Source organism: Nostoc sp. DSM 114160 (assembly GCF_053470305.1).
Window position 1 is genome coordinate 299,818 of sequence record NZ_JBPFGO010000003.1, and the last position, 20,560, is coordinate 320,377.

The following is a 20,560-nucleotide window of genomic DNA, read 5'->3' on the forward strand; positions in this document are numbered from 1 at the left end:
TACGAATTATGAATTATGAAAAAAGCTCCCAGATTATCAGTGCTTCAGTGCTGCGTTTGCGGATGAAGTCGCCATTTTTCGCTACCCTGGCATTGTTTGCTCGCTTCGTTCCTTCGCAGCAACTACCAACTGCTGCCACTGACGGCAAAGATATATTTTTTAATCCAGAGTATTTGCTTTCTTTACCCACCACTCAACAGGATGGACTGCTACTGCACGAAGTTTTACACGCTGCACTGCTGCATGTGCCGCGTCGGGGTGTGCGCGAAGCCGAATTGTGGAATATTGCCGCAGATATTGTAGTCAATGGCATTATTAGCCAACAGGGTGTATTTGAACTGCCTCCGGGAAGACTGCGAGAAGCTAAACTGGAGCATTTGAGTGTAGAAGAAATTTATGAGTTGCTGTTAAAAAATACTAATGATACCGTAAAATTACTGCATCCTGATTTACTCAATCAAGCCCCTTTTGATGCCTCATCCTTTTCAGATGTAACTAACAATGACACCAAAAATCAGGCAGGAAAGACAGCACACCCTAACGACTTTGCCCCTCCGACTGCTGAAACTTCTTCCACAAACAGCGATAGTCTGTCAGAAGCCAGAAAAGCAGCATTAGAAGCACACTGGCGCAATGCTTTGCAACAAGCTGCTGTTATTGCTCGGACAGTTAATCAAGGTTTACTACCAGCAGGGATAGAACGAGAATTGGGAGCGTTAACCACTGCTCAAATTAATTGGCGTAGTTACCTTTGGCGTTATTTAGTACAGACTCCTACTGACTTTGCAGGATTTGACCGCCGCTTTATTGGGCGGAGACTGTATTTGGAAACTCTCCAAGCAGAAAATGTCGAGGTATATGTAGCTGTAGATACTAGCGGTTCTATTGATAATGAACAAATGTGGATGTTTTTAAGCGAGGTGCAGGGAATTTTGAGTGCTTATCCTCATTTAAAATGTGAGCTTTATTACGTTGATGCAGAAGCTTACGGGCCATACAAACTCAATCTCGATTTGACCCTGCCAAAACCTCAAGGTGGTGGTGGCACATCATTTGTACCGTTTTTTGAGAAAGTCGCAGAAAGTTGGGATGGGCAAACTCAAGGTGTTTGTATTTATTTAACAGATGGTTATGGTATTTTACCCGATAAAGTACCGGAATTACCTGTGTTGTGGGTGGTAACTCCTGGTGGTTTAACTTTGGCGGAGTTTCCTTTTGGGGAAGCAGTACGGTTATTGTCGGTTTGAAAAATAAGGGACTTCCAATAAATAAATTATTTAAATAAACGTAGACGCAGAGTGGCTTGCTGTAGGCTACCACAGAGACACAGAGAACACAGAGAGAAAAGAAATAGAGAGAATTTTTGCCTCAATTTTGGGATGTTTTTTTATTTGGAAGTCCCTAAATCTTCTACTGCGAATATAGGATTAAGAGAGATCCCGCAATGTAGCTTTTGCTGCTGCTCGAACCAACTGATTGCCGTCTTTTGCCAGCTGATTGAGGATTTTTTGATCGGCTTGTGGATTTTGAGCCACAGCTAATCGTTCCAACCAGTAAATAGAAAGGCTTTTTTCGTGTAGTAATTCCTGAGAAATCTGGGGTTGAAGTAGGGCAATAAAGCGAACCCAAAAAGACTCGGACTTGGCATAGTAATTGATTACCCTAGCCTTGCTATCAGGATGACGAGATAGAAAATCAGGATTCAGTTTCAAGTAATCTGTTGCATATTGTCCGCAAAGAATACGTTCCACCGCTTCTTTTGGTAAACTGGGATTCACCATCGCCTTTTCATGCACTGCACTAGATGATTTCTCAACCGCTAGTTCTTCTAAAATCTCAGGCGACAAGTTGATTTTTGAAGCGGTATGCATCCGAATACGCCAATCTTCGTCTCTGGCTAATTTTTCCAAGACGCTGATTGGTGTATTCGGATTTTGAGCTACAGCTTGGCGCACCTCAACCTCTGTTGCTTCAGCAAGTTGTGCCAATATATGAGCAGGTAAATCAACGCGACGAGCTAAAAACAGACGAGTCGCCTCTACTCCTTCCCTTACTAATCTCTGCAAAATAGTTTCTAGGGGGCTGGTACTTTCTTCAGTTAGGATATTTAAGATACTCTTCGCCTGGGGGGAGTGATATTGTTCTCTTGACATTTGATAAGCTATTGTATCGCTTAACGATGCGTCTCTAGCAAATAGCTTAAACAGAAGACTTAATGGTGTATTCGGATTTCGGGCAACCTCCTGCCGAACTGTAGAAGAGTCATCATCAGCCAACTGTTCTAAAATATTCACTGGTGCGTTGGGGTTTTTAGCTACCCATTCACGAACTTGTGAGTTAAGGCTTTTGGAGAATTCTAAAAACAGTTCGGACGGTGTATTTGGGTGTTGGCAGACAGTTTGGGGGTCTTTTTGTGCTAACTTTTCTAACACATGGGGGGGAGTTTTCGGGTTTTTTCTGACTGCTTCAGCAGTATATTCTCCTTGTTGTTCTCGTATTGCTCTAGTAGCAGCCTCAGCAACATTTCTCTCTGTATCGTTTGCTAAATATTGAAGTATAGTTAGGGGCGTGTTGGGATTTTCCGCGACGCTAATACGAACTTTTTTATCTCGATCTTTGCTCAAACTCTCCAAAACATCACTAGGTGTATTTAGATTGCGACCAAGAAAAATTCGAGGTTCTCCTGCTTCCTGTTTGCTTGCCAATTTTCGTAAAGCCTCTGGGGGAGTATTGGGATTTTCGGCTACTCTATCTCGTGTATAACCATCAGTATGGTTGGCTAAATGTTTGAGAATACTGGCAGAGGTAGCAGGAGAATCAGCAATCTTCCTACACAAATAATGTTCATATATTGGCTCCCTTACCCAACATTCAACAATAAATTCTGGGATAAAGCAAATTTGAGCGGGGACAACAAGATCGTAAGCATCAACATTGCGATCAGAAAATATAGCTCCTTGAATTACCTCTTTAACTTTTTGCTCGTATCCCTCTGTTAATTCTCCAGCCAAATTGATGTGTAGACGAGCAGATTCGACAATCAGAGAATCATTGATTTGATTTATCCGATTGAACACTACTTTTTCATTTTTGGGGTTTTCGGCTAGCGCTAGTAGTTGTACTTTGTAATCTGATTTATCGGCTAATTTCTCTAGAATAGACACAGGAACATTTTCCAGCCTAAGAATGCTTCGCAAAGTATTTAAGGGAATTTCTGCAACTAAATTGAGATTTTCCAAAAGCAGTAATGGAAACACTGGATTATCTAGCAATTGAGACGGAAATTCTGCTCCCAGTTTCAACAGGACATCAGCAGGAGTATTAGGATTACCTGCAACGGACTGACGGGTTTTTTGGTCAGTAGATAATGCCAGTTCCCGCAACAGTTCAGGGTCAGTACTAGGTTCTGCTGCTGCTAATTGTGCCTGTGTGACGTTTTTTGTCAGGGGTGGAGTGGTGTCATCCATTATGAAGTTTCAATTTGTGAAGTATTTACACCTGTAATAAGAAAGTCAACCGAAGCATCTTGTCGGTTGACTTTCTTAATGCCAAAATTTGTATCGTTGAATAAATAAAACAATCACACTTTGCCAGCCAAGTTCATCAACTGTTTGAAGTTCACAAGATAAGTAATGTTGTTGACGCTATCAATTTTTATCCACCCTTTTTCATGCAGCTTTTCCATAATTTTGGTGGTTTCTTCAACGCCGATTTCTGTCACCTCTGCTAAATCTTTAAAGGGAACGTTAAAAATTTCTCTTCCTAAGTTTGATTCCTGACCATAGCTTTCACCCAAAGTCACTAGAGTATGCGCGAGTTTGACTGCTGGTGGTGAAGACCGCATTTGTAGGCGCTGGTTAATTTGTCGCAATCGCCGCACCATTAATTGCAACATCCGGTGATGTAACTGCGGGTCTTTAAACAATATTTGAATAAACCGCTCTCTGGAGATACTAAGCAATTTCACGGGTGAAAGGGCAATGACATCAGTTGAGCGTGGAGATTCATCCAAAATTGCCATTTCTCCAAAAAAATCGCCACGCCCAAAAATTGCCAAAGCTACTGAATCTTCCCCGACGGTACGCCGGACTTTGACCCAACCAGAAACCACTAAATAAACGGCGTTACCCCAGGCATCTTCCATCACAACGGCTCGTCCAGATGGATATTCATGTTCAATTGCAACGTTGAGTAGCCATTCCAAAGTCTGTGGATTGGCTGTACTCATTAAGGGAAAAAGTTCACTAAAAACCTCAGTTAGCATGAAATATTTGCAACAATAGGATTTAAGAGGGAAAACTAACTTTGCTACTATTTAAGTTTGTTTAAACCGTAATCTTACTCAGAATACGCTCGCAAAATTTGTATTTATTTGAAGATGAATCTCTAAGCTTTATCAGTCTGAGATTCCATTACAACATAACAATTATGTATGCTAACGAAATCAGCGTTTTCACTTACTGACTGATGATTTACTCTTTGTTGGTGGATTGCTATCTAGTGCCAATATTTTGATCTGTTGGTCTAAATTTTTCACTAATTGATTCAGGGTAACTAAAGCCTCTAATTGCTGAGAATCAAGGCTAGGATTCAGTAAAAGTTGTTCTTGTAGTTCATGTAACTTAATGCTTAGTTGCTGAGAAATTCCTAAAGCATCGCGGCCTATACGCGTCAATTGTTGTTGTTGATAGAATTTTAATGCTGCTCCCCGCAATACTTGGAGTGTTGCTTCTTCGCCGTAGATTCCCGGCATGACTCGCAAGCGTAATAATAAGCGATTTTTTTGATACACGTATTCCTTTTCTACCTGTTTTGGTTCTGTAAGCGTGGTTACAGGCAGGGAAGCAAACCGCTTTAATTCATTCAATACTCCTTGAAAAACTGAGAGTGGCAGTTTGTCTAATACAGACTGTAAAACTCCATTGTCACTCCACAGTATTCTGCCTTCGTAAGCTTGTCTTTCTAAGTACAGCCGACCAATTCCCCCAGCAAAAATTCGCCCTAGTAATTCTTCTAATAATTTTTTTGGTGGCAGTGTTGTTAGCAACTCAATGGGATTCAGTAGTTCGGAAGCTTGTGTGGGAAAAATAGGTAAATTGTTTGATGATGTGGGTTCAAAATCCTCTCCCGACTGAGTTGTGGAAATAGGGGTGAAGAACGTCGTAGTTTGAGATGATTGGTCTAGCTCTGGGATCGGAGGCAAGTCTACCCGCTGTCCAGAATTTTGACGCTTTTGTGTCTGAAACGCCATCAATACAGGTTGTTGATTTGATTCTGAGTCGGCATCTAAAGAAGGACTAGGTATGTCAGTAATCGTAGCTGGGCTATTTGTTGGGGGGAAGTCCACTGTTGGCTGATGCACTTGTTGGGCATCTAGCTGGGATATATTCTTGTGGTTGAGGTAGGCTGATAGTATTCTGCGGTGAGCATCGGCTGCGATCGCCTCAATCACCATTGTGCAATTGATAGAAGACAAAATGCGACCAACGTAATCTAGGGCTTCGCTCTCTTCTGGATAAACCATGCCTAGCAAGAGGCTTTTGTCTTCTAATCTAAAGGGTAAAATCTGGTGGTAGAGGCAAGCTTCAAAGGACAAAAGATGATCGATTAGGTGGAATATTTGTTCGCGATCGCCTTCTTGCTCCCACCTAGTTTGAGCGGCAGTTAGCATTTGCTGTCCATTTGCTACGGTATCATTTAGTTCGCCCTTTGAAGACAACATAGATTTGATTCGTTGGTGTTTACTTATATTTTGCCTCTAATTCAATAGGTAGTTAATAAAGATACTTTGTTAAATTGTTAAAATTCCAATTATATATACTTAAGTCAATGTAAGTAAAGTATGAATTTTAGATTAGGGGCTGGGGATAATACTGAAAATTGGGCATTGGGCATTGGGCATTAATTATTCTCCCCTCTTTCCCTGCTTCCCACTCCCGACTTCCCTATGCTCCATTTTTCACTACAGGCTACTCTTGCGTTCTTAAAGCTTGAGCTGCAAGATAGACTTTTGTCCATTCACCTAGCACTTGATGGGTTTTGAGTTTTAACTGTTCGGCTATAGCTTCTATTGAATTACCTGCTCTGCGCAAATCTAAGATTTGTCGCCCTAGAGGAGTCAATTTTTCATCAAGTTGCTGCCATTGGTTTTGGGTTAATCCCAAGTTATGTTCTTGCAAGGAAATTGAGAGCCAGTTGTCTACGAGTTCTGGATTGCCTTTGAGGGCAAAAACACGTACAGCATGGTAACTAATTTTTTCTCGCAGACGGTAGACTTCTTTAGTTGGCTTATTCAGTTTTTTGGCGATCTCTTCTTGGGACTTCCCTTGCAGATACAGCCGCAGCCATTCCACTGCTTCTGTGCCGAGATTTTCTTGTAAATAATTTTCAAATTCTTTTTGTACTGACTGGCGCAGCCCTTGTTGTTCTTCTAGTTGTTGTGCTTCAATATATTCTGCGATCGCCTGATTATCGACTAAGTTAACTCGATTGTCACTGTCGTCTGTGAGAACTTCTTCTGAGACTAGGCGAACCAAATCACGTCCCGGCACTTGGGTTAAACCACCGCGCTGAGTGCGACGCAAATAATTCACAAATCGGTAAGCTAATAGGGGTTGATTCCTTACTGGTCGCAGACAATATTCTTCTAAACTGGCAAATAGCAGAGCATCTCCCAATCGTCTATCGGTTGTATATTTGGCAATATCAGCCATTTGCTGTTGCATCTGGCTGTCGTTTTGGAGTAACTCTTGGAGTACTTCTTGTAACACATCCATTACACTACGCTGTCGATCGCGGCTGAGGGAAACCCAAGTCTGAATTTTATTCCGTAATGTTACTAAACTCCCCAATCGGGTTATCAAGTTGCGATAAGCACGTTCTCGCCCCAACCCCAAGTAGCGTTGACGTAAAATCCTCCAGCGATATTCCATCGCTTGCTTGGCGATATCTAGTTCTTTAGGATTATACAGATCGAACCGTTTTGAGTCAGATCCCAACAGCCAGAGAATAATGCTTTGCCTTGTGGCTTCATTTTGGTCTGGACATTCCACAGCCAAGCGCTTTTGCCAATCTAGAGCCAGTTTTTCCACATCTATTGTCATAATGAGATTGCATTCCTCGAAACTCAATTTTGAAGTTTGCATTACAACCCCCATTCGTCCCACCTAATTGTTTAACTGGCAGCTGCCCCAGATTTCATGAGTTTCATGAAAATAGCTCAGTGATTCTACTTTTATTACGTCTGAATTCACTAAAATTATGCAGAAATTTCTACATTGATGTTTCGCTTTTACTTTAAAAAGTCCAAAATCAATATATATCAAGCATTTGGGGCATTCTGCCAATTTAAATTTTTTGTAAAGTTATGTTTTTTTAGTTGAGAACAGAAATCTGCTTAAAGTGTGGAGGATACACTTTTCACAAAATGGATCGGGTAAATCTAACATTTTGTAACAGATCCGAGGAACGAATCTAATTTAACTCAAAATTGGACGTTATTTCACTAGTATAAGTTTCAACTCTGTACAAACCCTTGCGTCGTATAATATTTAGTTTAATCTCCATATACTTAGTGTTCATAAGATTTTGCCCTGGAAGATTCCCTAATTCTCCTGAAGAAATTGGCTAAATTCCCTGCTTTTGAAATAGGATCGGGCTTTCACTGAATTGCATTAAGTTATGTTTTGTGATATTTATTGATTTAATTAAGTGTATATACGGTAATTGTGGTTTCAAAAGATGTTTGGGAAGTCGTTGTATAAAATAATAGTAAGGATTGATAGGCAAATTTATCTTTTTTAAACTAGCTTCAGTCACAACTACACCTTTCATCTTAGTAAGTTATTCTTAAAGCTTTTATATTTATAAAAATGAACAGTCAACAGTCAATATTGGTTTTGACTATTGACCCCTGACTGTTGCTTTTCCTCTGCTTCCAAATTCAACTTATGCAAAATCTAAAAACAGAAGAAATGTAATCCTCTAAAGTTTTGATAGTCAGAAGCCTGACAAAAAACTTCTCTTTAAATTCATTTATGGGAAGTTTTTGTTTTGAATTCCCCCGCAGGAGGTTAAATCTATCGATTGTTCGATCTAACAATGGGATTTTCTACAGATTCTCGATACCTTTGGACTTGTTCTGTGTAACCAATTGGTAGAACAGCTTCAACGTTTTCATGGGGACGAGGAATAATCACCCAGGATTCAAGTGTACCGCCATAAACATTTTCTGCGGCTTCAACACCAGCAGCCATAGCTGTCTTTACCTCAGAAACATCGCCACGAATATTAACTGTAAAACGGGCGCTACCCACTCTGATATAACCAACGAGGGTAACTCGACCAGCTTTTACCATAGCATCTGCTGCTGCTAGCACGGCAGGAAAACCTTTAGTTTCAAGTGCTCCAACTGCCTGTAATGACATTATTAATCTCCTGTATGAACAAACTGGGGGCTACAAGTTAATTGTACGAAGCTTCGCTACAGATAATGAATAGCAAAATTGCTTAGAAGATGCGGAAAGGTTCTGATTCTTCAGTGAAATGGATTGGTAATATGGTTTCGACATTTTCTGGGGGATTGGGAACGATGTAGTGGGTAATTACTGTACCAACCTTTACTTCCTCTCCAGCTACGATTCCGGCTTCAACAGCTCTATTTACTTCAGAAACCTGTCCCCGGACGGCGACTAACAAGCGAGCGCTCTCCGCTTGACCATAATACACAATTGTAACTGCGGCAGCTTTGACCATTGCATCTGCTGCTGCTAAGACACTCGGAAAACCTAAAGTTTCAATTACGCCAACCGCCATTGGCATGGCATTAGCTCCTGGATTAAGGATAAGCGATTTTAATTGTACGTGGCTTTAGTCCCCATTTTGACATTTTGGAAAACTTTCTTTGATGCCATATTTTTTTGGGGAGTAGAGACGCGATTAATCATGTCTGTTGGGAGTTAGAATATTTTGATAGTCCCTAGCTTATGTTTTATATATAATATTACAAATAATACTTCAGTATCTTAGGTTGTGTAACTTTATTGTTTAACAAAATTAGTTATGGGTGGAAGCAAGCTAGTAGCGCAAGGTGGAATTAAAAATTAAAAATGAATACAGCATAAGCATTTCATTGATTTGGAATGGGTGATTTATTTTTGCCGACCTGTACTAGTACGATCGACTGAAATTTATGTTTCCGAATTTTCTTCCTACAGCAGTTGAGCAACTCACAGAACCTACTTCGATCGCACTAGCTCGGAGTATTCAAACAACTGCGATCGCTACTCCTTTAACTAATGAAGCAGTAACTACAACATTTGTCAAGCAAGGGAGTGGTGGAACTCCAATTTTATTAATTCACGGCTTTGACAGTTCTGTGTTAGAATTTCGGCGGCTTTTGCCACTACTTTCTGAAGATAATGAAACTTGGGCGGTGGATTTGTTGGGTTTTGGGTTTACAGATAGACTCTCAGGAATTGCTTATAGCCCAACTGCAATTAAAACCCATCTTTATTATTTTTGGAAAAGCTTAATTAACCAACCTGTAATTTTAGTGGGCGCTTCGATGGGTGGTGCGACGGCGATTGATTTTACATTGGCTTACCCAGAAGTAGTCAAAAAGCTGGTTTTAATTGACAGTGCGGGATTGGCGGGTGGTTCGCCATTGAGCAAATTCATGTTTCCCCCATTAGATTATTTAGCAACTCAGTTTTTGAGTAATATGAAAGTGCGCGATCGCGTTTCTCGCATTGGATATAAAAATCAAACTCTTGCCTCTATCGATGCGTTATGTTGTGGAGCATTACATTTACAAATGCCGAGTTGGCATCAAGCTCTGATTTCTTTTACTAAAAGTGGCGGTTACAGTGCTTTTAGATTCACAACCATATCAAAAATTTTGCAACAAACGCTAATTTTGTGGGGCGATTCCGATAAAATTTTGGGTACTAAAGATGCCATAAGATTTAAAAGGGCAATTCCACACAATACTCTTACGTGGATTCAAGATTGTGGTCATCTCCCACACTTGGAACAACCACAAATCACCGCGCAGCATATTTTAGACTTTCGAGTTGAAAGATAGCTCAAATCTCAATAATTTTTCTGTAACGGCGATCTGGAAAGTGTTGTATCTGTTGCTAATGGCTTCTGTGATATAGCTACTATTTTTGTCTTTAATTATGTTTCACATAATTTTAGGGAATGTAGCTAGAGCGATACCTTCTCTACGAGACGCTACGCGTAGCTTGCTTCTCCAAAGGAGTACGGTGAGCTTTCCTGCGGAACGCTGCGCGAACGCTAACGCAAACCTGTCTTGCATTTAGGTGGGCATTATAATGCCATTACAATGCCCACCTTACAAGCTCCAAAGATTTACACTTGCACTTGGTAATTTAGGTTTAATTCATCTCCTGTTGTTCCTCGGATACCCCAGTTGTGTTTTGGGGTTTCTGTAATCGTGATTTCTATATCTATAGGTGCAATTGCAACTTGTTCAGATAAGCGGGAAAACAACAACCTAATTAGTTTCTTTTTCGTTTCAATAGTGCGTCCCTCAAACATACTAATCTCAATGATGATGTATTTCTCTGAACGTCCTAAAGGATAGATAAAATCATCGGGTTCGAGAGGAAAGAACCGATGGGCACGCTTGTCTTGAGGATATATTAAAGCTTCAGTAACACAAGAATGAATTGCGTCAGAAATGGCACTGCGAGAATGACGAATAAATGAAGCAGTGCCATAGATTTTGATTTGTACCATTAATCTTTAACTGATTCTAGTCAAGTAACCACATCTCATTAGAACTATCGGGATACTCATTCGGTTGATTTTGAGGTTGATTTTGAGCTAGCGTTTCCGATGAGCGATGTGATTTTTTGTAGTTAAGTGGATTGTAATGGTCTTTTACTGGTTTGATCGCGCTAGTTTCTTTGACAACAAGTTTAGATTTCTCTTCTGCTTTTTGTATTGCTTTTTGTTCTACTTTTTGTTTGAAAGAATTAATTTCTTCTATAAGCTGGGAATTTGCTTCTGCAAGTTGCAGTGCTGTTTTTTTGGTTTCATCAAGTTCTTTTGTTAGCTGTTCTAGTAATGATTTTTGTTCTGATACAAATGTTTTTTGTTTAGATAATTTTGATTGCAAATCAGCAACTTCTTGTCCAAGAGATGCTTCCTTTTTATGGCTTGCTTCTAGATTACTTGTCAATTCTTTGACAGTTGCTTCTAAATCAGCTTTAGTGGGACTGCGTTTAGTAGAAGTTGGCTCAAGTGGTTGTCCTAACGATTCCTCATCAGATGCAGCCTGTTCTTCGGCTATTTTTTCTGCTGTAACTTCAATCGCAGATTCACCTTCTGGGGGTGTAAATTTTTGCGCCTCTTCTTGTAGTAAGTCAGAGAGACTTTGTTTCCTAGCCATTATTATTTTCTCCAATCACGCTGTAATTCATCAGCTGCACGGCGGTAGTCTAATTCCGCCTCCCGTGCGTTTCCGCCTCGCCATTGAGTAATCGCTACACCTTCTAGTGCTGCTCGTTCATGAGCTTTATAGGCACGGATGAAGGTATTACAAGTAGGAATACCTAAGCGAGTTAGAGTGTTTTTTGCTTCTTGTGCTTCCCCCAAACTGCGAGTATCGACTTTGGTGAGCAATACCCGATGGGGGGTTCCCACAGGGATGACGGCTTCCTTGACTGTTTCCACGAGGATTGCTAAATCCATTGCAGATGGGGGTGTCGGCAAAACTAGATAATCTGCGATCGCAACTACCGCCACTAATGCTTCAGAGCGTAGCGCGGGAGGTGTATCCACCACTACTAAATCGTAACCTGTTATCTTTGCTAAATCACCTAAAAGTGCGGGATCTGTTTCTTGAGATAAATCAAATCCCATTCCCTGCTGACTGCGCCCAAACCACCAACTGGCAGAACCTTGAATATCTGCATCAATCAGCAGCACCTTTTTTTTCTTCGCAAAGTTTGCAGCCAGATTGACTGCGGTAGTCGTTTTACCGACTCCTCCTTTACCGTTGAGAATAGCGATGATTTTTGGCACTGCTTACTTCCGATGCTGCCTTTTGTTAGCGGTAGCGGGGCGTTTAGCCCGTGCTGAGTTAGGAGTGCTGAGTGCTGAGTTAAGAGTAGAGACGCGATTAATCGCGTCTGTACAGGAGCGATTAATCGCGTCTGTACAAGAGTTATTATTATCCTCTTTGTCTTCTTTTTCAGTTCCCAGTTTCCAGTCCCTAGTCCCCAATGATGAATATACCGCTTTCTGTAACCCTAAGTAACATGAAAAGTCGTAACAATAAAATTTAGAAGCCATTAACTCCCTAAAATTCTATGACAACAACTTACAATCTGCCCAATGGGCCTCAAATGCCGCGCTGGCTAAGAATGATCAAGTTTATTACTCAGCCAGTGAAATATGTGGATGATTTTGCCCAAATCTACGGTGACACTTTCACGATCAGGAGTAGTAGCTCTGATAACCATCTTGTGTATTTTAGTCAACCTAAAGCACTTGAGCAGATTTTTACTGCTGATTCTAGGCATTTTGAGGTTGGGAGGGGGAACATAGGACTAAAATTTTTGCTTGGCGATCGCTCCTTCATGTTAACGGATGGCGATCGCCACCAGAGGCAACGGCAATTATTAGCTCCTCCCTTTCATGGCGAAAGAATGCGCGCTTATGGCGAGGAAATTCGGGAAATAACCCGACAGGTGACTCATGAATGGCAAATTGGTAAACCTTTTAAGATCCGTGAGTCGATGCAAGAAATTACCTTGCGTGTTATTCTGCGGGTTGTATTTGGTTTGAATGATGGACAGCTGTTTGAAGAACTGAGGCGATCGCTAAGTGACTTATTAGACTTCATTAGTTCGCCTGTAATGTCCAGCGCCTTCTTCTTCCAGTTCATGCAAAAAGATTTTGGTGCGTGGAGTCCTTGGGGTTGGGTTCTGCAACAACGGCAAAAAATCGATCAACTTATTTATGCTTTACTTCGAGAACGTCGGGCTGAACTAGATCAAAATCGCCAAGATATCCTCAGTTTGATGATGGCGGCTCGTTACGACGATGGTCAAGGGATGTCAGATGAAGAATTACATGATGAGTTAATGACGCTGCTAGTTGCGGGACATGAAACTACTGCTTCAGCATTGACATGGGCTTTTTACTGGATCGATCGTTTACCAGAAGTGCGTGAGAAATTACTAAAGGAACTCAACACCATTGGAGTTAACTCCGATTTGAGTAGTGTAGGTAAATTGCCCTATTTGACAGCAGTTTGCCAAGAGACATTGCGACTTTACCCAATTGTCATGACTGCTTTCCCCCGGATTGTGAAAACCCCAATTACAATTATGGGCTACGAACTGCGAGAGGGAACGGTAATAATCCCCAGCATTTATTTAGCGCATCATCGGGAAGAAGTTTACCCACAATCCAAGCAGTTCAAACCAGAACGCTTTTTAGGAAGACAATATTCACCTTATGAATATTTACCCTTTGGTGGCGGTAATCGTCGCTGTATTGGAATGGCATTTGCTCAGTATGAAATGAAAATTGTTTTGGCAACTGTTTTGTCAGAATTCCAAGTTTCGCTAGTGAATAAACGTCCCCGTGCGTCCTGTGCGCCGTGGGTTAACTTTAGCTGCACCAGCCGGAATGCGGATGGTTGCAACACCTCAAGTTAAGCGTGCAAATACACCAGCGTTAGTTTAGGTAACTAGGGTGGGAATTAAAATGCCCACCCATACTATGGGGTAATAACTATGACAAAACTCGAATTACAAAATCATGCGATCGCACCAATTTAAATCAAAGCACTTACTGCATCTTTGAACCAGAATCCCACTCATCAACTCCAAACACTTCTGCGTTCCCAATATTCGGCGACTCTTTTTTCCCATTGCTGCCAGTAATCTTTAATCGCTGCTGGTTCAAACCAAAATACCTCGGCTGGCATCTCTGGAATTGCGACTACCAACAAAGCATGATTTAGCTGAATGCCATAATCTCGATAATAGTTGTTAATTGCTCCAATGTATGCTGTAAGTTGTAGTGGATGTTCGTATAAATGCTCGATTGAACCTTTAGGTTTGTCTGCTGTTTTCCACTCGCAAATACAGGGAATGCCTTGATAGCTGGCAATACAATCGACTTTGCCAGAATAGCTCAAATCGTAATGAAAAACGGAGCCTTCTACGAGTTTTACTGTGTCGATTTCTGCTAAAACTGGCTGAATACTTTCCCAGTAAGGGCGACTGGCTTCGGGACAAACAGGATTTTGCCCCAGGAGGTAGCGCTCAATTTGTTTGTGTGTTTGGGTTCCCCGACGACTGGCGTTTGTAGATATGCGGGTGGCTTCTTCTGTTCCAACACGCGCTTTCCAATTTAATAATCTGTCTCTGTCTGCTTGGGGTTTGGTGACATTAAGTATTGTGGTGACGCTAGGGAAGCGGTTCCCCTTGGCATCTACATAATATTGTTTGCCATTTTCTCTCAGGGATTTACTATTAATTCGAGGTAGTAGTTGGGTATTAAATTGCATTTGTAATTCGTAATGGGCTACGCCCCGCTACGCTAAGGTAATTCGTAATTGAGATGGTTTTATTTCGGGAAATAACGATAAATATCTTTCCGGTGCAGCACTCGCTGAAATAGGACTGTTTCTCCATCAAAAATAAGTCCTATACGATAATCACCGACGCGGATGCGATAAGCATTTTCATAACCCTGAAGTTTTTTGAGGTTAGTAATTTCTTCAAAGGTTAATATTTGTGGTATTTCTTCAAAAGCAAGGGTTCTAATAGTCTCATAGTAAGGTGTACTTTTCAGAGCTTTGAGATCCTTGATAAAGCTGGGTAGATATTGGGTAATCACTCTTGTTCTAGTTGTGCTAATGCTTCATCAATATTTAGAGGTATTTCATGTTCTACTGCCTTCATTGCTAAGATAAGTCCTTCATCTTCAATAGCTTCTAGCAAGCGTAGATAGTCATCAAAATCTATGACTACTTTACGGATATTACCTTCCATATCGGTAATCAGTTCTTGAGCAAAAGGGTATTTATCAGTTTGCATTTGGGTTGTGATTTTTGTAGTCATAGTATGACTTTAGCGTTATTAGCTGCCCAGATCCCCGACTTCTTCAAGAAGTCGGGGATCTAAATCCAGTTTAAGTAAGTGACATTCGACTCTACATATTACTTTTACTTCAAATCATCCCCTTGTGTCTCCTCTGGTTCCAGCAATTCCCAAATTAGAAAGGTAATTTCAATCAAAATACCCGAACCTGGGATTAACCAGTCTGCAATTAAGGGAATTACAAATAGTAAAACTGTCACCAGCTTTTTAATATTGATAGATTTCGTTGCTTTTTGCATTTGTTTCACCTGGAATACTGAAGCAACGGTAGATTTGGGGTAGTCAGTGAAAGCAAATACAGTTGTTTGTTGGCTGTAATGGGTGAATACCCAAAGATTTGAGTTTGGGGATGCTAGATTAAGTTTGGGGATTCCCGAAACTTTGTCTAAATTTGAGCAAAAGTAACCGATGGCGCGTGTTAGCTATGGCGATGATGTTAGAGCTGATTCGTAAAGAAAATCTGAAGGATACTCAACTCGTTACTAGGTCTGAGTTTCAGCGAATAAGTATTTTTTTGACTCAAATTCCTGAAATCCTTGCAAGACAAGTACTTTACTTGAGTTTACAAATTAGCTCTTAAAGCGCGGGTAAGGCAGCTGTTAGAAAGGTTGCTGGCTTATGCCAATGATGAGATAGAGAACCGTGAGCGTTTTAAAATTGACTTTAATTGGCAAACACCAAAGCAATTACTTGTGAGGACACAGCTAAGAGATTTGGCGTTACTTGGTGGTTTAGAGAAAGAACAAGTTCGAGAAGCACTGAAAGCACTTGCTGAGTTTTTGGGTGTTCTAGAAGATTTGCGGGAACACAAGCGAGGTTCAGAGAACTGGCATTTTAAGCTGACGCTTTGGTGCGATAAAGGCGATAAAGATGGAAATTTAAAGCAATTCGATGCAGAATGGCAACGCCTCAGAGAACAAAAGCCTGGTGTCCAGCGTGCTGAAGCGAGAAAAGCTAAACCCAAGCCGACGTTTTACGAAAATATTCCCTTGAGTGGGGTGGTGGAGTTTGTTGGACGTGAAAAAGACCTCGAAAACCTCCACCAGCTTTTGCAAGAAAATGAACAGGTTGTAATAGCTGCTGTTGCTGGCATGGGTGGAGTTGGTAAAACAGAACTTGCCCTACAATATGCCAGGAATCACCGGGAAACTTACAAGGGTGGAATTTGCTGGTTGTTGGCAAAATCTGGTGATGTGGGCATTGAAGTTGTGCGGTTTGCCAGAAGTGTGCTTGATTTAAACTTACCAGAAGGTTTGGATGTCTTCGCCCAAGTGCAATACTGCTGGCGGCATTGGCGTGAGGGCGATGTGCTGCTAGTGTTAGACGATGTTGGGGAATATCAGCAGGTTAAGCCTTATTTACCCTCGTCATCTTCCCGGTTTAAAGTGTTGATTACCACACGGCAATACTTGGGAGCATCTATTAAGCAATTATCTCTGGATGTATTGCAACCAGAAGCGGCGCTGGAGTTATTAAAGTCATTTTTTAAAGAAACACCACAGCGAATTGAGCAAGAATTAGCTGTGGCAAATCAGTTGTGTGAGTGGTTGGGATATTTGCCTTTGGGTTTGGAATTAGTGGGGCGATATTTGAAGCGCAAAGTAGACCTTTCTTTAACAGAAATGTTGCAACGGTTGGAGAAAAAGCGATTAGAACAACCCGCACTTGTTAAACCAGAAGGCGACATGACAGCACAACGGGGTGTGTTAGCAGCCTTTGAGTTGAGTTGGCAAGAATTAAACGACGATGATAAGCAGTTGGGCTGTTTATTGAGTTTATTTGCACCCGCGCCTATACCTTGGGATTTAGTGGAACAGTGTTTACCGGAGAAAGACGAGGAAAAGTTAGAGGAAATTCGGGATGATAAGTTGTTGAATTTACATCTACTCCAGCGTAAAAATGAGGGAGTTTACCAATTACATCCACTGTTGCGCGAGTTTTTCCAATATAAGCTTACAGGTTTAGAACAGGCAGAGGAATTAAAGCGAAATTTTTGCAAGGTAATGGTAGCAGTTGCTAAAGATATTCCTGAAGACCCCCACCCTTAAGCAAATCAACGCCCTTTCTCCCGGCATTCCCCATATAGCTGAAGTAGTAAATCATCTTATTCAATACCTCAGTAATGATGATTTATTTTGGCCTTTCTTCGGCATCGGTACATTTTATAATGGTCAAGGTTTATATAACCAAGCTTTACCCTGGTATGAACAATGTCTAGAAGTCACTAAAAAGCGCTTGGGAGAAGAACATCCAAATGTCACCGCTAGCCTCAACAACCTAGCGTATCTCTACAACTCCCAAGGCAGATACACTGAAGCTGAACCCCTTTACATCCAAGCATTAGCACTCAGGCGCAAGCTGCTGGGAGAAGAACATCTAGATGTCGCCACTAGCCTCAACAACCTAGCGTATCTCTACGACTCCCAAGGCAGATACAGCGAAGCCGAACCCCTTTTTATGCAAGCATTGGCACTGTGGCGTCAACTGCTGGGAGAAGAACATCCATATGTTGCCGCTAGCCTTAATAACCTAGCGTATCTCTACGACTCCCAAGGCAGATACAGCGAAGCTGAACCCCTTTACATCCAAGCATTAGCACTCAAGCGCAAGCTGCTGGGAGAAGAACATCTAGATGTCGCCACTAGCCTCAACAACCTAGCGTTACTTTACAACTCCCAAAGCAGATACAGCAAAGCCGAACCCCTTTTTATCCAAGCATTGGCACTCTGGCATCAACTGCTGGGAGAAAAACATCCAAATGTCGCCACTAGCCTTAACAACCTAGCGTTACTTTACAACTCCCAAGGCAGATACAGCGAAGCTGAACCCCTTTACATCCAAGCATTGGCAATGTGGCGTCAATTGCTAGGAGAAGAACATCCATCTGTTGCTACTAGCCTCAATAACCTAGCGTTACTTTACAACTCCCAAGGCAGATACAGCGAAGCTGAACCCCTCTACCGACAAGCTTTAGGACTCAGGCGTAAATTACTGGGAAAAAAACATCCAGATGTTGCCGCTAGCCTCAATAACTTAGCAAGACTGTACTCTTCCCAAGGTAGATTCAGCGAAGCTGAACCTCTCTACCAACAAGCTTTAGATATTTTTGAGCGAGGGTTAGGGACGAATCATCCCCATACTATTGGTTGTCGTGGAAATTTAGCAAATTTGCGCGATCGCCTCACCTCACAATAGCAAAATTCCTGTTCCCAACCCCATCAATCAAGCTTTTATCAGCAAGTTTCGCGTTCTAAACGAGAACATTCCTGTTTTTAGCGAGAACGTTTCTGTTTCAAATGAGAATGTTTTTGTTCTAAACGAGAACGTTCTTGTTTGAAGTGAGAATGTTCTTGTTCCAAATGAGAACGTTTCTGTTTGAAGCGAAAATGTTCTTGTTCCAAACGAGAACATTTCTGTTTGAAGTGAGAACGTTCTTGTTCCAAACGAGAATATTCTTGTTTTGAGGTGGAATGATGGTGTTTTGAGGGCGTAGGCGTAGCCCGTCATTCGCGTAGCGTCTCGTAGAGAAGACATTGCTCTTATTTAGATTGTAAACCGACAAGCGATCGCCTTTGATAGTTGAGAGATGATTGCGATCGCTTTAATTTAGTTAAAATAGCCTTAAATTTCCCCACTTGAGGCGCTATAGAGATGGCAACCCTTAATCTCAATGTTGAGCAAGTCATAACACTGGTGAAGCAACTAGCAATTCCAGAGCAGCGTATGATATTGCAAGCCATCAAAGCAGAGCAAGATACTTGGTGGCAAAATAGACTTGATTACGGAGAGCTACAGATGCGCTCTTTGAGTACAACACGCGGTCTTAACTGGGATATTATGACTGAACAAGAGCGAGAAGAATTCATAGACAATCTGATGCATGAAAAGTAATGATTTCTTATGTAGTTGTTTTCGATACAAACACGCTCTTTTCGGGGTTAGGTTGGCGAGGTAGTCCCTATCGTTGTTTAGAACTTGCGAGAAACGGGCAGATTGAATCTGTAACTTGTCGAGAGATTTTATTAGAATTACGCGAAAAGTTGCAGACAAAGCAAAATCGTTCTCCGACAGATGCAGCTATTGATATTGAGCAAATTCTTGCTTTTTCACGCTTGGTAGAAATTCCCAACAGCCTGAAAGTTGTTGTTGACGATCCTGATGATGATATGGTGGTCGAGTGTGCAGTTGTCGGTCAAGCAACACATATTATTACAGGTGATAAACACTTACTTTCATTAAATAAATACCAGGATATTTATATTCTCAACGCTGCGGATTTTTTAAATTTGCTTGTTCGAGATGACGTTTAAAAAAATCTCGTTCTCAATGAATTGCAATTGCGCTATAAACCCGAAATGCCAAGACGGATGCGTGCATACGCAGGGTTGGCAGAAGAAAAATATAAATTACCAACTTATCCCGTACTCATCAATATCCTCAAAACGAGTGATGTAGAAATACCCACACAATACGAGTCTAATATTGCTGGGTTACAAGTACGCCAAGATTACCGCGTTATTAATCTCTGGGAAGTAGATGTTAGCATCGCCTTTGAACAACCTTTACCTTCGTTACTTCCGTTTGTTCCAATTCTTAAAGGTGGTCGAAACGAGTCTACAATCCGAGAAGCATTGCATTTACTGCAAACAGATGAACAATTAAATCAACTTGAAACGGTCTTAGCATTTTTTGCTACGTTTGTATTAGATAGTGCCTTAGTCCAACAAATTATGAGGTGGGATATGACAGTATTACGTTCTTCGCCCTGGTATGAAGAAATATTCCAGGGTGCACAACGAGAAGATAGGCTATCGAGCATCGAATTAACCTTAGAAGTAAAATTCGGCAATGAAGGATTGAATTTTATGCCAAAAATTTCTCAAAAATCTGATATCGAAGAACTCAAGGCAATTCAACGTTCTATTCTCATAGCTGAAACTCTAGAGGAAGTGAGACAAATACTTGAATCGTGATGTTCTGCGTTAAAAAACAATCTCCTCCCTCATCCTCTCTTCCAGCACATCCAATAACCCCTCTACATCCTTCCCAACTTGCTCAAAACAAATCGGTGGTGCTGGTTCCGGTGCAAACTGAATTAACTTAATTTCTCCCTTCCCAATCCCAATCATCACAACTTCCACTTCCGGCTTGTGATTCTCGACAATTCCCAAAATTTCCTGAAGCCGATTCTCAACCTTATTATTTAAATTCTCTATCTGCTCTTTCGGACAATAAACAAAATGCGGCGTTGGTTGCAAATCAATACCAACAGTACCCTGACTGTCACCATTTGCTAACCACAATCCCCAAAACAGCGCCGCCAATTCTTGCTGATTTGCTTTCACAAACTTATCCAACTGGCGACGCCACTTGTTATCACCTGATTCTGGTTGACTATTACCAAAAAACAT

At 41.3% G+C, this 20,560-nt stretch carries 20 protein-coding genes and 4 pseudogenes; 8 read left to right on the forward strand and 16 right to left on the reverse strand.

Annotation, left to right across the window (positions count from 1 at the left end; all coding sequences use genetic code 11):
* The first annotated feature begins 8 nt into the window (after positions 1-8).
* Positions 9-1,247: a vWA domain-containing protein gene (locus NSTCB13_RS26450; RefSeq protein ID WP_448274345.1), complete on the forward strand. Its 1,239-nt coding sequence runs from the start codon at positions 9-11 to the stop codon at positions 1,245-1,247.
* A 180-nt stretch (positions 1,248-1,427) separates the two neighbouring features.
* On the opposite strand, the gene NSTCB13_RS26455 is transcribed toward NSTCB13_RS26450, so the two are convergent.
* The 6 genes from NSTCB13_RS26455 to NSTCB13_RS26480 all read right to left on the reverse strand — a co-directional run bounded on the left by NSTCB13_RS26455 (position 1,428) and on the right by NSTCB13_RS26480 (position 8,820).
* The gene (locus NSTCB13_RS26455; protein ID WP_448265817.1) at positions 1,428-3,467 is read right to left on the reverse strand and encodes a hypothetical protein; all 2,040 of its coding nucleotides are present in this window, start codon (positions 3,465-3,467) and stop codon (positions 1,428-1,430) included.
* Between the two features lie 113 nt (positions 3,468-3,580).
* On the reverse strand, positions 3,581-4,264 hold the full coding sequence (locus NSTCB13_RS26460; protein ID WP_448265818.1) for a Crp/Fnr family transcriptional regulator: 684 nt from the start codon (positions 4,262-4,264) through the stop codon (positions 3,581-3,583).
* 189 nt (positions 4,265-4,453) lie between these two features.
* Positions 4,454-5,722 carry a GspE/PulE/PilB domain-containing protein gene (locus NSTCB13_RS26465; RefSeq protein ID WP_448265819.1) on the reverse strand — a complete coding sequence of 423 codons (1,269 nt, stop codon included), beginning with the start codon at positions 5,720-5,722 and terminating at the stop codon, positions 4,454-4,456.
* A gap of 247 nt (positions 5,723-5,969) precedes the next feature.
* Entirely contained in the window at positions 5,970-7,157 is a 1,188-nt protein-coding gene (locus NSTCB13_RS26470) for a HetZ-related protein 2 (protein WP_448274347.1), read from the reverse strand.
* A gap of 921 nt (positions 7,158-8,078) precedes the next feature.
* Positions 8,079-8,426 carry a carbon dioxide-concentrating mechanism protein CcmK gene (locus tag NSTCB13_RS26475; RefSeq protein WP_445627344.1) on the reverse strand — a complete coding sequence of 116 codons (348 nt, stop codon included), beginning with the start codon at positions 8,424-8,426 and terminating at the stop codon, positions 8,079-8,081.
* A gap of 82 nt (positions 8,427-8,508) precedes the next feature.
* Positions 8,509-8,820 (reverse strand): BMC domain-containing protein, encoded by a 312-nt coding sequence (locus tag NSTCB13_RS26480; protein ID WP_445627343.1) that lies wholly within the window; start codon positions 8,818-8,820, stop codon positions 8,509-8,511.
* Positions 8,821-9,190: 370 nt separating this feature from the next.
* Between NSTCB13_RS26480 and NSTCB13_RS26485 the strand changes: the two genes are divergently transcribed.
* Entirely contained in the window at positions 9,191-10,084 is an 894-nt protein-coding gene (locus NSTCB13_RS26485; RefSeq protein WP_448274349.1) for an alpha/beta fold hydrolase, read from the forward strand.
* 290 nt (positions 10,085-10,374) lie between these two features.
* On the opposite strand, the gene NSTCB13_RS26490 is transcribed toward NSTCB13_RS26485, so the two are convergent.
* Genes NSTCB13_RS26490 through NSTCB13_RS26505 form a run of 4 tightly spaced genes read right to left on the reverse strand, consistent with a single transcriptional unit; the run spans position 10,375 to position 12,324 of the window.
* Entirely contained in the window at positions 10,375-10,764 is a 390-nt protein-coding gene (locus tag NSTCB13_RS26490; RefSeq protein ID WP_448274351.1) for a tautomerase family protein, read from the reverse strand.
* Positions 10,765-10,780: 16 nt separating this feature from the next.
* Positions 10,781-11,419, reverse strand: a complete 639-nt coding sequence (locus NSTCB13_RS26495) for a hypothetical protein (protein WP_445627340.1) — start codon at positions 11,417-11,419, stop codon at positions 10,781-10,783.
* 2 nt (positions 11,420-11,421) lie between these two features.
* Entirely contained in the window at positions 11,422-12,054 is a 633-nt protein-coding gene (locus tag NSTCB13_RS26500; protein WP_322671549.1) for a ParA family protein, read from the reverse strand.
* Positions 12,055-12,057: 3 nt separating this feature from the next.
* A complete protein-coding gene (locus tag NSTCB13_RS26505; protein WP_445627339.1) occupies positions 12,058-12,324 on the reverse strand; it encodes a hypothetical protein in 267 nt (88 codons plus the stop codon).
* A gap of 17 nt (positions 12,325-12,341) precedes the next feature.
* Between NSTCB13_RS26505 and NSTCB13_RS26510 the strand changes: the two are divergent.
* A pseudogene (locus NSTCB13_RS26510) lies at positions 12,342-13,725 on the forward strand (cytochrome P450).
* A gap of 136 nt (positions 13,726-13,861) precedes the next feature.
* Here NSTCB13_RS26510 and NSTCB13_RS26515 read toward each other — a convergent pair.
* The 4 genes from NSTCB13_RS26515 to NSTCB13_RS26530 form a co-directional block, all read right to left on the reverse strand.
* Positions 13,862-14,554: a PD-(D/E)XK nuclease family protein gene (locus NSTCB13_RS26515; protein WP_448274353.1), complete on the reverse strand. Its 693-nt coding sequence runs from the start codon at positions 14,552-14,554 to the stop codon at positions 13,862-13,864.
* Positions 14,555-14,613: 59 nt separating this feature from the next.
* Positions 14,614-14,886, reverse strand: coding sequence for a type II toxin-antitoxin system RelE family toxin (locus tag NSTCB13_RS26520; RefSeq protein ID WP_448274355.1), 273 nt, complete (start codon positions 14,884-14,886; stop codon positions 14,614-14,616).
* The gene (locus NSTCB13_RS26525) at positions 14,883-15,110 is read right to left on the reverse strand and encodes a hypothetical protein (protein ID WP_322713050.1); all 228 of its coding nucleotides are present in this window, start codon (positions 15,108-15,110) and stop codon (positions 14,883-14,885) included. Before NSTCB13_RS26525 ends, NSTCB13_RS26520 begins: the two co-directional genes overlap by 4 nt.
* 104 nt (positions 15,111-15,214) lie before the next feature.
* Entirely contained in the window at positions 15,215-15,388 is a 174-nt protein-coding gene (locus tag NSTCB13_RS26530) for a hypothetical protein (RefSeq protein ID WP_445627334.1), read from the reverse strand.
* A 369-nt stretch (positions 15,389-15,757) separates the two neighbouring features.
* Here NSTCB13_RS26530 and NSTCB13_RS26535 point away from each other — a divergent pair.
* A pseudogene (locus tag NSTCB13_RS26535) lies at positions 15,758-15,997 on the forward strand (hypothetical protein); the annotation flags it as partial.
* A 150-nt stretch (positions 15,998-16,147) separates the two neighbouring features.
* Positions 16,148-18,344: pseudogene (locus NSTCB13_RS26540) on the forward strand (tetratricopeptide repeat protein).
* A 77-nt stretch (positions 18,345-18,421) separates the two neighbouring features.
* Here the strand turns inward: NSTCB13_RS26540 and NSTCB13_RS26545 are convergent.
* Positions 18,422-18,592 (reverse strand): hypothetical protein, encoded by a 171-nt coding sequence (locus NSTCB13_RS26545; RefSeq protein WP_448274357.1) that lies wholly within the window; start codon positions 18,590-18,592, stop codon positions 18,422-18,424.
* 208 nt (positions 18,593-18,800) lie between these two features.
* Between NSTCB13_RS26545 and NSTCB13_RS26550 the strand changes: the two genes are divergently transcribed.
* The 3 genes and pseudogenes from NSTCB13_RS26550 to NSTCB13_RS26560 all read left to right on the forward strand — a co-directional run.
* On the forward strand, positions 18,801-19,040 hold the full coding sequence (locus NSTCB13_RS26550; protein WP_448274359.1) for a hypothetical protein: 240 nt from the start codon (positions 18,801-18,803) through the stop codon (positions 19,038-19,040).
* A complete protein-coding gene (locus NSTCB13_RS26555; protein WP_448274361.1) occupies positions 19,040-19,459 on the forward strand; it encodes a putative toxin-antitoxin system toxin component, PIN family in 420 nt (139 codons plus the stop codon). Before NSTCB13_RS26550 ends, NSTCB13_RS26555 begins: the two co-directional genes overlap by 1 nt.
* A 6-nt stretch (positions 19,460-19,465) precedes the next feature.
* Positions 19,466-20,122: pseudogene (locus NSTCB13_RS26560) on the forward strand (Rpn family recombination-promoting nuclease/putative transposase); the annotation flags it as partial.
* Positions 20,123-20,131: 9 nt separating this feature from the next.
* Here the strand turns inward: NSTCB13_RS26560 and ccmS are convergent.
* Positions 20,132-20,560, reverse strand: a complete 429-nt coding sequence (gene ccmS, locus NSTCB13_RS26565) for a beta-carboxysome assembly chaperone CcmS (protein ID WP_448274363.1) — start codon at positions 20,558-20,560, stop codon at positions 20,132-20,134.